At 63.6% G+C, this 12,713-nt stretch carries 10 protein-coding genes and 1 pseudogene; 6 read left to right on the top strand and 5 right to left on the bottom strand.

Going from position 1 to position 12,713, the window contains the following annotated elements; all coding sequences use genetic code 11:
- Window positions 1-46: 46 nt before the first annotated feature.
- Together NCS58_RS33650 and NCS58_RS33645 are read left to right on the top strand one after the other, a co-directional pair.
- Entirely contained in the window at window positions 47-1,576 is a 1,530-nt protein-coding gene (locus tag NCS58_RS33650; protein WP_086960831.1) for a sugar ABC transporter ATP-binding protein, read from the top strand.
- On the top strand, window positions 1,573-2,634 hold the full coding sequence (locus NCS58_RS33645) for an ABC transporter permease (RefSeq protein WP_061116999.1): 1,062 nt from the start codon (window positions 1,573-1,575) through the stop codon (window positions 2,632-2,634). Before NCS58_RS33650 ends, NCS58_RS33645 begins: the two co-directional genes overlap by 4 nt.
- A gap of 73 nt (window positions 2,635-2,707) precedes the next feature.
- On the opposite strand, the gene NCS58_RS33640 is transcribed toward NCS58_RS33645, so the two are convergent.
- A complete protein-coding gene (locus tag NCS58_RS33640; RefSeq protein ID WP_061116998.1) occupies window positions 2,708-3,430 on the bottom strand; it encodes a DeoR/GlpR family DNA-binding transcription regulator in 723 nt (240 codons plus the stop codon).
- Window positions 3,431-3,574: 144 nt separating this feature from the next.
- The gene (locus tag NCS58_RS33635) at window positions 3,575-4,255 is read right to left on the bottom strand and encodes a dihydrofolate reductase family protein (protein WP_250539033.1); all 681 of its coding nucleotides are present in this window, start codon (window positions 4,253-4,255) and stop codon (window positions 3,575-3,577) included.
- 98 nt (window positions 4,256-4,353) lie between these two features.
- Here NCS58_RS33635 and NCS58_RS33630 point away from each other — a divergent pair, with 98 nt between their 5' ends.
- Window positions 4,354-4,617 (top strand): hypothetical protein, encoded by a 264-nt coding sequence (locus tag NCS58_RS33630; RefSeq protein WP_061117259.1) that lies wholly within the window; start codon window positions 4,354-4,356, stop codon window positions 4,615-4,617.
- A gap of 155 nt (window positions 4,618-4,772) precedes the next feature.
- On the opposite strand, the gene ptsG is transcribed toward NCS58_RS33630, so the two are convergent.
- A complete protein-coding gene (gene ptsG / locus NCS58_RS33625; protein ID WP_061116996.1) occupies window positions 4,773-6,551 on the bottom strand; it encodes a PTS glucose transporter subunit IIBC in 1,779 nt (592 codons plus the stop codon).
- A 31-nt stretch (window positions 6,552-6,582) separates the two neighbouring features.
- Complete coding sequence (ptsP, locus tag NCS58_RS33620; protein WP_061116995.1) at window positions 6,583-9,108, bottom strand: phosphoenolpyruvate--protein phosphotransferase; 2,526 nt, start codon at window positions 9,106-9,108, stop codon at window positions 6,583-6,585.
- A gap of 321 nt (window positions 9,109-9,429) precedes the next feature.
- Between ptsP and NCS58_RS33615 the strand changes: the two genes are divergently transcribed.
- Window positions 9,430-9,654 (top strand): DUF6900 domain-containing protein, encoded by a 225-nt coding sequence (locus NCS58_RS33615; RefSeq protein ID WP_250478513.1) that lies wholly within the window; start codon window positions 9,430-9,432, stop codon window positions 9,652-9,654.
- A gap of 169 nt (window positions 9,655-9,823) precedes the next feature.
- On the opposite strand, the pseudogene NCS58_RS33610 reads toward NCS58_RS33615, so the two are convergent.
- Window positions 9,824-10,768: pseudogene (locus tag NCS58_RS33610) on the bottom strand (LysR family transcriptional regulator).
- Window positions 10,769-10,872: 104 nt separating this feature from the next.
- Here NCS58_RS33610 and NCS58_RS33605 point away from each other — a divergent pair.
- Together NCS58_RS33605 and NCS58_RS33600 are read left to right on the top strand one after the other, a co-directional pair.
- Complete coding sequence (locus NCS58_RS33605; protein WP_061116993.1) at window positions 10,873-11,640, top strand: SDR family oxidoreductase; 768 nt, start codon at window positions 10,873-10,875, stop codon at window positions 11,638-11,640.
- A 24-nt stretch (window positions 11,641-11,664) separates the two neighbouring features.
- Complete coding sequence (locus tag NCS58_RS33600) at window positions 11,665-12,651, top strand: alkene reductase (RefSeq protein WP_311394692.1); 987 nt, start codon at window positions 11,665-11,667, stop codon at window positions 12,649-12,651.
- The last annotated feature ends 62 nt before the right edge of the window (window positions 12,652-12,713 follow it).

Genomic DNA, 12,713 nt, shown 5'->3' with positions numbered 1-12,713 from the left:
GCGCGGCGCGCTTTCTTGAAGAGCGCGCCGCATGCCCAAGACAGACATGACCACAACGACACCGCTCCTCGAAGTCGTCGATATCCACAAGCGCTTCACCGGCGTCTACGCGCTGCGCGGCGTGAGCCTCGCGTTCGAGCGCGGCCAGATCTATCACTTGCTGGGCGAGAACGGCTGCGGCAAGAGCACGCTCATCAAGATCATTTCCGGCGCGCAGCCGCCCGATGAAGGCGAGCTCGTGATCGAAGGCGTGCGCCACAGCAAGCTCTCGCCGCTCGAATCGCTTTCGGCGGGCATCGAGACGGTCTATCAGGACTTGTCGCTGCTGCCGAACATGAGCGTCGCGGAGAATGTCGCGCTGACGTCCGAACTCGCGGAACATGCGGGCCGGCTCGCCCGCACCTTCGATCGTCGTGCGCTTGCGCAAACTGCCGCGCGCGCGCTCGAAGCAGTCGGCCTGCCGGGCGACGCGAACTTCCAGAAGACGCTCATCGAGCAGTTGCCGCTCGCGACGCGTCAGCTCGTCGCTATCGCGCGCGCCATTGCGAGCGAGGCGAAATTCGTCATCATGGACGAGCCGACGACATCGCTCACACAGAAGGAAGTCGACAACCTCATCGCCGTGCTCGCACGTTTGCGCGCGGACGGCGTCGCCGTGCTGTTCGTGAGCCACAAGCTCGACGAGTGCTACGCGATCGGCGGCGAAGTGATCGTGCTGCGCGACGGCCAGAAAATGGCGCAGGGCCCGATCGAAAACTACACGAAGGCGCAGATCAGCGAGCTCATGACGGGCAAGCATCTGTCGACGGAACGCTATCGCGCGCAAGGTGAAGCAGGCGCAACGCAAGTCGTGCTCGATGTACAAGGCCTCGGCCGCAAGGGCCAGTTCGCCGATGTCTCGTTCAAGCTGCACAAGGGCGAAATTCTCGGCGTGACCGGTCTGCTCGATTCGGGCCGCAACGAACTCGCGCGTGCACTTGCGGGTGTCGCGCCCGCCGACATGGGGACGGTGACGCTCGACGGCATGCGCGTGCGCCTGCATTCGCCCGCGGATGCGAAAGCGCAGCGCATCGGCTATGTGCCAGAAGACCGCCTGAACGAAGGCCTCTTTCTCGACAAGCCGATTCGCGACAATGTCGTCACCGCGATGATCGCGAGCCTGCGCGATCGCTTCGGACAGATCGACCGCAAGCGTGCGCAAGAGCTCGCGGAGCGCACCGTGAAAGACTTGCAGATCGCGACACCCGATGTCGACAAGCCCGTGCAATCGCTTTCGGGCGGCAACCAGCAGCGTGTGCTGATCGGCCGCTGGCTCGCGATCGATCCGCGCGTGCTGATTCTGCATGGCCCGACGGTCGGCGTCGACGTCGGATCGAAGGACATCATTTATCGCATCATGCAGCGGCTGTCGAAGGAAGGCATCGGCATCATCCTGATCAGCGACGACCTGCCCGAGCTGCTGCAGAACAGCGACCGCATTCTGATGATGAAGAAGGGCCGCGTCGCAAACGAATATCGCGCGGACCGGTTGAACGAAGCCGATCTTTATCACGCGCTACTTTCAGAGGCAGCATGAGCATGAGCGAATCCATCCGCCGCACGGGAAGCGAGACGATGCCGCAGCACGTGGCCGAAGTCGCGCCGCGTGTGCGCAAGGGCAATCTGTACGCGCAGCTGATGCGCAATCCCGAGTGGTTCACGGTCGGGCTGATCGTAGTGACGTGTCTGGTCGTGGGCAGCCTCAACCCGCGCTTTTTCCAGTTCGCCACGCTGTTCGACATGCTGCATTCCGCGACGACGGTCTCGCTCTTCGCGCTCGGCACGCTGGTCGTGCTGGCGTCCGGCGGCATCGATGTGTCGTTCACGGCCATCGCCGCTTTGACGATGTACTCGATCACCAAAGCCGTGTTCGCATGGTGGCCCGAGTGCCCGTTCGCGCTGATCCTGCTTGCGGGCGCGATCGGCGGCGTCGTGCTCGGTGTGATCAACGGGATGCTCGTGCATCGACTGAAGGCGCCTTCGCTGATCGTCACCATCGGCACGCAGTATCTGTATCGCGGCTTGTTGCTGACGTTCGTCGGCACGCAGTTCTTCATGAACATTCCGCATAGCATGGACACGTTCGGGCGCTTGCCGCTCTTCTTCTATCACACGCCGGATGGCTTGCGCGCCGTATTGCCGGTCTCCGTGCTCGCGCTCGTGATCGCGGCAGTGGTCACGTGGTGGCTGCTCAATCGCACGATGATGGGCCGCGGCGTCTATGCGATGGGCGGCTCGCTCGCCATCGCCGAACGGCTCGGCTACAACCTGCGCGCAATACATCTGTTCGTGTTCGGCTATACGGGCTTGCTGGCGGGCGTGGCGGGCATTCTGCATGTGTCGACCAACCGGCTTGCGAATCCGTTCGATCTCGTCGGCACCGAACTCGACGTGATCGCGGCCGTGATTCTCGGCGGCGCGCGCATCACGGGTGGCACGGGAACGGTGGTGGGCACGCTGCTGGGTGTCGTGCTGGTGACGCTCATCAATAGCGTGCTGATTCTCGTTGGCGTGCCGAGCACCTGGCAGAAGGTGATCATCGGCGCGTTCATCCTCGTCGCGGGAACGTTGTTCGCGTTGGGGCGCCGTCAGTAAGCGCTGCAAAAAGCGGAACAAAAAAGGCTCGTTCAAATCCTGAACGAGCCTTTCTGTTTTTTACCGGAACAAATCAGGTGCGTTTATGGAGCGCCGGTCCTTCTTCGGTGATCACCGAATCGAACTCCGAAATGTGCGAGAACCGCACCGCCTTCACCTTGCCGAACTTGCTTGCATCGACGACGAGATGCCGTTCCACCGCGCTCGCCATGGCGGCCTGCTTGATGGCGACTTCATGAAAATTCCAGCACGTGACGCCACGCGCTTCATCGACGCCGCCCGCGGACATGAACGCCTTGTTGATGCCCATGCGCCGCAACGTTTCGACGCTCTCGTCGCTGGCAAATGATTCCGACGACGGCACATACACGCCGCCGAGCAGGATCATGCGCACATTCGGCTTGCGCCGCAAAATCTCCGCTACGTTGAGCGAATAGCACACGACCGTCAGATGCATCTCCGTGGGAATCTGCCGCGCGAGCGTCGTCAGGGTCGTGCCGCAATCGATGAAGATGGTCTCGTTATCGACGAGCAAACGCGCCGCATGACTCGATGCGATCGCCTTGGCCTGCGCGAAATGATCCTTTTCTTCCTCGATGGTGTAACCCGCGTTCGGGACATCGGCCGCGCTGACGATGTAGCCGCCGAGATAAGTGAACTGGCCGGGATGCGCGGCGATATCGCGGCGCACTGTCATCTCCGATACGCCGAGCAACGCGGCTGCATCGCGCAGACGCATGACGTTCTGTTTTTCGAGCGCACCGGAAAGGGCGCGCAAGCGGTCGTTCTTGGCCATCGGGATGGCGCGACGGGGCACGCTCTTGGTGGCGGCGTGTCGCGCGAGGTGTGTTAGGTTTTGGTCGTTCGATGAGAGGATTATAACAATGCAAGCCGCATTTTTAGCGGCTTGCGGCGGGCTGCGCGGGTAAATCCCGAGGCTTCACGACTTGCGCGTATAGCGCAGCCAGACGACGTCGTGTTCCAGTTTTTCGATCGATTCGAGCTTGAGATATGTGGGCTTTTGCCACTTGTCCATCGCGACTTCGAACGATGACGTATGCGCTTCGCGTCCATCGACGAGCGGGATCAGGAGCACGCTCACTTCATCGGCAAGCTGTGCATTCACGAACGCGCCCGAGACATGGCCGCCGCCTTCGACGATCAGCTTGCCGATCTTCAACTCGCGCGCGAGCGTGTCGACGACGCGCTTCAGTTCGATGTCGTCCTTGCCGCCGAACACATACGACGCGCCGATCGATTGCAGATACGCGAGGTAATCGTCCTCGACGCTTTCGGCGAGCACTTCGACGATGTGCGATTCGAGCGCCGTATCGCTCTTCCACGCGACGCGTCCCTTCGGATCGATGGAAATCGCGTACTGGCTCGCATCGCGTCTGGCGAAATGATCGGTGCGCGGAACGGGGCCTTTCGCGAGTCCGCGAGGATAGTCGCGGTCCTTGCCATGCGAGATTTCCTGCATCGTGACGCGCCCGCATACCCACGCGTCGGCCTTGAAGCGCGCGGCGGTGTCTTCGTAGATCGGCGACGGGAAATCGAGATTCCAGTTATCGGTGAGGCTGCGGCCGTCGATCGACGACATCATGTGGCAGACGATATGCATGGTGCGCTCCGGGCGGCAAAGATTCGGTGCACGAGCGACGCAAGCGCCGTGCCGCCTGCGGCAATCGCGCGTTCGCGCGATGTGCGAAAATCGGCGACATGAAAAAGAACACTTTGCTCATCGTCCCGGCCTTGCTGATCGCGCTCAGCCCGCTCGCGCACGCGAGCCTCGAATCCGGCGCGCATCAGTTCAAGGAAGACGTCAAATCGGCGGGGCGGCAGACGGGCCACGCGGCGCGGGATGCCGCTCACGCGATCGGCGACGGCGCGAAATCGGCCGGTCACGCCATCGCGGATACGTCCAGACGCGGTTATCACGCGACGAAGCAGTGGGTGACCGGCGAAGTAAGCGGCAAGAAGTAAGCGGCAAGGAGTAAGCGGCACGCACCGCGCACTCGTTCCGAGAGGCGCAGCGTGTCCGTCGTCGATGGTCACGTCGAGCGACGTGGCCTCGCTTCATACGCGCGGCGTTTGTCACGCGATCGGGAAACCCCCATCGAGCGACAAGCGCCTGTCATTCACCGCATCGCGCCCGCGAGATTTTCCGCTTCCAGCCCGACGATCAGATCGACTTCGCCGTTGGAAAGCGCTTGCGTCGCGGGCACGCCGGCTGCCTTCAACGCGGCGCCGTCGAGCCGCGACGCATCGCCTAGCGCGACACGCAAACGCGTGGCTGCGAGCGGTTCGAGCTTCACGATGTTGGCCGCGCCGCCAAGCGCCGCGCGAATCTTCTCGGCCCGCGCTTCGTGCTGCGCCGTGTCCCGCGCGGCGACGGCAGCCGGTGCAGTCGCGGCGTCCGTCGAAGCGGCTGTCACGGCGGCGGCCGGCAGGTCGGCATCGCTGCCCGCCTTCTTCAGGTATTCCTGCATGTCGGTCTTCATGTTTTCCGATAGCGGCCCGAAGATCGCCTGCACGCCATTGCCCACACGCACGACGCCGGCGGCACCGAGCGCCTTCAGCCGCGCATCGTCGACGAGCGATGGATCGTTCACCGAGATCCGCAGCCGCGTGATGCACGCATCGAGGCTCTTGATGTTCGAGCGGCCGCCGAACGCGAGCACGAGATCACGCGAGCGTCCGCCCATCTCAGCCGTGCTCATTGCGGCGCCTTCGACGGTGTCATCCTCTCGGCCCGGCGTCTTGAGGTTGAATCGCATGATCACGAAACGGAACACGCAGTAGTAGATCGCCGCGTAGATCGGCCCGAGGATGAACACGTACCACGCGTGCGTCGCCTTGTTGCCGATCAGGTTGAACATCAGAAAGTCGATCGCGCCTTGCGAGAACGTAAAGCCCATGTGCATGTTCAGCGTATTGGCGACAAACTGCGCCGATGCCGCGAGGCACGCGTGAATGAAGTACAGCACGGGCGCGACGAACAGGAACGCAAACTCGATAGGCTCGGTGATGCCCGTGAGAAAGGACGTCAGCGCCGCCGACACCATCATGCCGCCGACCGCCACTTTCTTCTCCGGCTTCGCGCAATGCCAGATGGCGATGGCGGCCGCAGGCAGGCCGAACATCTTGAACAGGAACGCGCCCGACAGAATGCCCGCGGTGGGATCGCCGGCGAAGAAGCGGTTGATGTCGCCATGAACGACCTTGCCGGTCGTCGGATCGAGGAAGCTGCCCGCTTCGAAGAAGAACGGCACGTTCCAGATGTGATGCAAGCCGAACGGAATCAGCAGACGTTCGACGAAGCCATAGACCGTCGCCGCCGTGCGCGGATCGGACACCGCCGCCCATTGCGAGAACGCCTTGATCACGCCGCCGATCGGCGGCCATACGACCGACAACACCGCGCCGAGCACGATCGAACCGATGGCCGTCACGATCGGCACGAAGCGCTTGCCCGCGAAGAAGCCGAGATAGGCCGGCAGCGCGATCTTGTAGTAGCGGTTGAACATCCATGCGGCGAGACCGCCCGCGAGAATGCCGCCGAACACGCCGGTCTGGATCGATGGAATGCCCATGATCATGTCCGGCTCGACACCTTCGACCTTCGCGATCACGCCGAGCGTCGCCGTCATCACGAGATAGCCGATGGTCGCGGCGATGCCCGATACGCCGTCGTTCTCCGTGAAGCCGAGCGCCACGCCGATGGCGAAGATGAGCGGCAGGTTGCCGAAGATGACATCGCCCGCGTTCTTCATCAACGCGAGCACGATGGCGGGCACGTAGCCGTGGAAATCGGTCGCGCCGAGGCCGAGCAGCAAACCTGCGACGGGCAGCACCGCGACCGGCAGCATCAACGACTTGCCGACTTTCTGCACCACGCCGAAAGCGTTCTTGAACATGAGAGGTCTCCGCTTATTCCGCTAATTCCGCTTATTCCGCGTAAGGCGCGAGCAGGGCGCGCACTTCGTCGGCCGTGCCGAGCGTGATGACTTTCGCCGCCAGCGCGCGCGCTTCATCCATCGTGAAACGCGCGAGCTGCGCCTTGATCGAGCCGACGGCGGGCACGCTGACCGATAGCTCGTCGATGCCCAGGCCGACGAGCACCGGCACGGCCATCGCGTCGGATGCGATGCCGCCGCACACGCCGACCCACTTGCCGTGCTTGTGCGCGCCGTCGGCCGTCATGCCGATGAGACGCAACACCGCCGGATGCAGCGCATCGGCCTGCTTCGCGAGCTTCGGATGCCCGCGATCCATTGCGAGCGTGTACTGCGTCAGATCGTTGGTGCCGATCGAAAAGAAATCGACTTCGCGCGCGAGCGGCTCGGCGATCAGCGCGGCGGACGGCACTTCGATCATCACGCCGACCTTCACGCTGCCGATGCGATCGCCGGCTTCTTCCTGAAGAATCCGCTTCGCCGCGCGCACTTCCTCGATCGCGGCGACCATCGGAAACATGATGTGCAGATTGCCGATCGATGCGGCGCGCAGAATCGCGCGCAATTGCGTACGGAACATATCGGGACGATCGAGACTCACGCGCACGCCGCGCAGCCCGAGGAACGGATTGTCTTCCTTCGGCAGCGGCATGTAGGAGAGCGGCTTGTCGCCGCCGACATCGAGCGTGCGCACGACGAGCGGACGCTCGCGGCCGAGCGCTTCGGCGACCGCGCAATATTCGGCGGCCTGTTCGTCTTCCGACGGCGCGGTGTCGCGGTTATCGAACAGGAACTCGGACCGCAGAAGCCCGACGCCTTCGGCGCCTGCCGCGACCGCATCGCGCGCTTCCTGCGCATTGCGGATGTTCGCGACCACTTCGACGCGATGACCATCGGCGGTGACGGCGCGCTTGCTCGCCGCGACTTTCTCTTCCTCGCGCTTCTTCGTCTGACGCTCGATGCGTTCGTGCGCCTTCGAGAGTTCGTCAGCGCTCGGATTGCGCCGCAGGCTGCCGTGCGAGCCATCGAGCACGACGAGCGTGCCGTCGGGCAGTTGCAGCGCATCCTCGTCGATGCCGCAGATCGCCGGAATGCCGAGCGAGCGCGCGAGGATCGCCACATGGCTCGTCGCGCCGCCTGTCGTCGTGCAGAAACCGAGCACCTTGGTGCGATCGAGCGACGCGGTGTCGGAAGGGGAGAGCTCTTCGGCGATGAGGATCGATTCGTCGCGCACATCGACATGCGCCTGCTTCACGCCCGCGAGCAGCGCCAGCACACGGCGGCCGACATCGCGGATATCGCCTGCGCGCTCGCGCAACAGCGCGTTGTCGAGCTTCTCCAGATTGTTCGCCTGCGCCTGGAATGCGGCGCGCCACGCGAAGCCCGCGCTTTTTCCCTCGCTGATCGCCCCGATAGCGGCATCGTTCAGATCGGGGTCGCCGAGCAGTTCCAGGTGCGCATCGAGAATCTGCGCCTTGCCCGGATCGGTCAGCTTCGCCTTCAGCGCCTCGATCTGCTGACGCGCTTCGTGATGCGCGGCCTCGAGCCGTGCGCGCTCGCGTTGCGGCGTTTCGCCGGCTTCGGCCACATCGATGACTTCCTGACGGAACTGCACGATCTTGCCGACCGCGAGCCCCGGCGACGCCGATACGCCGGTGAATTCGTTCGCATCGGCGGGCGCAGCGGGTTTGGTCGCGAGCGCTTCGGCGGCGGGCGCGGGGGGCGCCTCGCCGGGCTTCTCGCCCGAGCCAGACGCGAGCAGGCGCGCGAGCGCCGCGGCGGCTTCCGCCGCATCGGGGCCGGCGGCCTCGACACGCAGCGTGTCGCCGAACTTCGTCGCAAGCGACATCAGCGCGACGACGGACTTCGCGTTCGCGCTGTCGCTGCCGCGCACAACGCGGATGTCGGATTTGTATTTCTTCGCTTCTGCGGCGAAAACCGCTGCGGGCCGCGCGTGCAGTCCTTGAGGATTCGGCAGCGCGACGTCGTCGGACAGAATTGCGCCGTCCGCAGCGCCGCTCGCATCGTCGCGCGCGTCGCCCACGAACTCGATCGCCAACGCGACGTCCTTGCCTGCGGTGACGAGGCCCGTCGCGGGCACGTAGCGCGTGACGAGCTCGCCATTGGCGATGACCATCTGCGTGAGCAGGCTCACGGCTCGTGCGCCGACGACGACCGGATCGAAACGGATCAGCGGTTGGCCGGTCGTGACGGCGTCGCCTTCCTTGACGAGCGGCGTAAAGCCTTCGCCGCGCAGCATCACCGTGTCGAGGCCGATGTGTATCAGCACCTGAAGCCCGCTTTCGCCCGTCACGGTGACGGCGTGCGCCGCACGATGCAACTGCGTGACCGTACCGGCAAACGGTGCGAGCAATTCGTCGGATGTCGGATCGATGGACACACCGTCGCCGACCATTTTTTGTGCAAAAACCGGATCGGGCACGGTGTCGAGTTGCACCATCACGCCGGATAACGGCGCCATCAACTCGATTCGTGCCATCCGCTGAGGAGCTTTCATATGAACGACTCCTTGTACCTTGACGATATGAGCTGAAACCGGCCTGAAATGAATCATAGGCAACGGCTTCATGATTCGCTGACCGAATGAATGCGCGTTCGCAAAAGCACGCCGTTTGTGCAGAGTCGTCCGCATTGATTCGGGTTCTGAAACGCCGGATTCCCGTTGGGGAGCACTGGCGGAAAAAAGCGCGCTATTGTTTCGCAGCAGTTCGATGGTTTCTAGAGACGACGCTCCAATTGCGTCGATCCGTCGCAGGCTTCGCTCCGCGATCCCATTAACCTTGTTAATTAGTAAATGCAAGCGAAAGGAGCGCGCATCATGATCTACCGCAACGAAGCTGAAGCTTATTGGGAGCCGCTATTAACGATCGCCCGCGACGAGCTCGGCATTGAATCATTCGATCCGATGGGCAAACCCAACGCCGACATACGCATGTGCCGCGTCGAGGACATCGGGCGGGCGCTCGAACGCGCCTATGATTCGGGTCTCCTGGTCGGACATACGGTGACGCGCGCCGAACGGGTGAATGGGCACTGCGTTTGAAGGTCGTCGTGATCGGTTCGTTCGCTGCCGTCGAAGCCGGCCGCAGCGGAGAATCGGCAAGCATGCCGAGGTCAAAACACGACATCTGTAAATAGCCAGAACACGACATTAGGATAAAGCCGCAACAAACCAAAAATACGCTAATTTGCATTATGTAAATCATGCCGCGCTAGGAAGCATGAGCCTGCACCAGGACGTCCCAGGGTGCGGGAGATGGAAAGATATCCTGCAGAAAGCCGACAAACGCTCTCACCGCCGGATTGCTGCGCCGGCTCTCGGGCCACACGGCATGCAGATGGAATCGGTCATAGGCGAACTCGTGCAGCACAGGTACGAGTTCGCGCCTTTGGACGTATGGCGCTGCGATATACGTCGTCGAAATTCCGATTCCGGCGCCTGCGGCCAGCGTCGCGGCAATCGCGTCGCTGACGTCGATAATCAAGGCCGACGCAGGCGAGAACTCAACGAGTTTGCCTCCCACGTCGAAAAGCCACGCGGCCTCCTGCCCCGTCGACTGATATCTGAAGTTCACGCAATCGTGCTGCAAGAGATCGTTCGGATGCTGCGGCACGCCTCGCTCCCGCAGATATTCAGGCGATGCGAACGCGCAAATCCGATGCGGTGCGAGACGGCGCGCGATCAACCGCGCGTCGCCGGGATTGCCGACTCAAATGGCGACATCCACGCCCTCCTCGATCAGATCGACGTAGCGATCGCTCAGGCGCACATCGACGGTCACTTTCGGATGCCGCCGGCGAAACGCCGGCAGTGCGGGCGCGAGGATGTTCACGCCGACGGGCAACGGCGCGGTCACCTTGAGCGTTCCGGCCGGCTCCGCGCGCGCAGCGGCGACGCCTTGCTCGATACCTTCCGCCTCGCGCAATAACCGTTGCGTGCGCTCCAGAAGATCCCGCCCCTCCGGCGTCAGCGTCAGCGAGCGCGTGGTCCGACTGAACAGCTTGAGTCCGAAGTGCTGCTCCAGCCGCTGGATGCTTTTGCTGATCGCCGATGGCGAAACGGATAGCGAACGCGCGGCGGCCGTATAGCTGCCAAGGGATGCGGCGCGCGCGAATGCGATCAGCCCAGTCAATCTTTCGATAGCGATTTGTTCCATGATGGCATCATTAAAGCGAATTGCTGCCCAATTATCAATCCAGGTTTCGCGAATTAACCTTCTCCCATCGACGCCAAACCGGCGAAGTCAAAAAGGAGAAGGACATGAACGCGAATACGAAAACGCAGGACGCACAGGCGGCAGCAGTCGCTCACCACGCACTCGCAGGCAAGACGGCACTCATTTTCGGCGGCACGTCGGGCATCGGGCTCGATGCGGCTCTTCAGGCGAAACGGGCGGGCGCGGCGGTCGTCGTGGTCGGGCGATCGGCGGATACGGCGCAACGCGTCGCCGCGCAGCATGGCTTCGCCGGATGGCGCGCGGCCGACGTGACCGACGCCGACGCTCTGCAGCAGGCGGTAAGCGACATTCCGAAGGTCGATCATCTGGTTCTGCTGGCCGGCACCTTCGTCGCAGGGACGGTGCGCGAGGCCCACGTAGCGCATTTGCGGATCGCGTTCGAGGAACGCATCTGGGCGGCCGTGCACGTCATTCGCGCCCTGGGAGACCGCTTGAGCGCCGATGGCTCGATCACGTTCATCTCGGGCAGTCTCGCCGACCGTCCGAACGCCTACGGCACCGCAGTGCTCGCGGCGGCGTCGGCGGCTATGGAAGCGCTCGCGCGCGGCCTGGCCCTCGAACTGGCGCCGGTGCGCGTCAACACGCTGTCGCCCGGTCCGATCGACACGCCGATTCTGCGCAAGGCGCTCGGTGACGCGCGCGATACGGTCGTGTCGAATATGGAGAAAACCTTGCCGCTGCATCGTCTCGGCACCGCCAGCGAAGCCGGCGCGGGCGTGGTGTTCCTGATGACCAATGGCTTCATGAACGGAGCGACGCTCAACGTCGATGGCGGCGCGCGCCTCGTGTAACCGCAAAAGCCAACGGAGAAAGCCATGACCACGCTTTTCGACCCGATCCGGCTGGGCGACATCGAAGCGCCCAATCGCATCTTCATGGCACCTATGACTCGCGCGCGGGGTACGCGGTATCACTTGCCGACGACGATCATGGCGCAGTATTACGCCCAGCGCGCGAGCGCCGGACTCATAATCAGCGAAGCGATCGGTATCGCGCAGCAGGGGTTGGGATGGCCCTTCGCAACGGGCCTCTGGTCCGACGAACAGGTTGCAGGCTGGCTGCGCGTAACCGACGCCGTGCACTCGGCCGGCGGGCGCATCATCGCGCAGCTTTGGCACATGGGCCGCACCGTGCATCCCAGCTTCAATGGCGGCGCGCAGCCGTTATCGGCTTCGGGCACGACCGCGCCGGGACACGCGCATACCTATAGCGGCAAGCAGCCCCATGTCGCGGGCAGACCCATGCGCGCAGACGAAGTGCCCGCACTGCTCGACGATTTTCGCCGCGCTACGCGAAATGCCTTGCGCGCGGGATTCGATGGCGTGCAGGTGCACGCCGCCAACGGCTATCTGATCGATGAGTTCTTGCGCGACGGCACCAACTTGCGGGACGACGCCTACGGCGGCAGCATCGAAAATCGCGTCCGGCTGCTCAGGGAAGTCACGCAGGCCGTGATCGGGATAGCCGGCGCTGGCCGCACCGGAGTACGGCTCACGCCCAACGGCACGGACCAGGGCGTGCGCGACAGTGATCCGGAGCCCGTTTTTGTCGCTGCGGCTCGGACACTATCGGCGCTCGGCGTCGCGCATCTTGAACTTCGCGAGCCGCCGATGAACGGGATTTTGGCACTTCCGACCGGCCGCCCTTCGCGCCTGCCATCAGGAAGGCATTCGCAGACGTGTCCATCCTCAATTCGGACTACGGTCTCGATCGTGCGGCGGCGGCTATCTCCAGCGACGAGGCGGACGCATCGCCTTTGGCCGGCCGTTCATCGCAAATCCCGATTTGCCGCAGCGCTTTAGCGCAGGCGCTCCGCTGGCGGCCGATAAGGGCGTGTTGTGGTTCACGCAAGGGCCGGAGGGCT

Origin of the sequence: Caballeronia sp. INML3B (assembly GCF_023631305.1) — a bacterium.
GTDB classification, from domain to species: domain Bacteria; phylum Pseudomonadota; class Gammaproteobacteria; order Burkholderiales; family Burkholderiaceae; genus Caballeronia; species Caballeronia turbans.
Note: the sequence above shows the minus strand (reverse complement) of the source record. Positions and strands in the feature narration are given on the sequence as shown.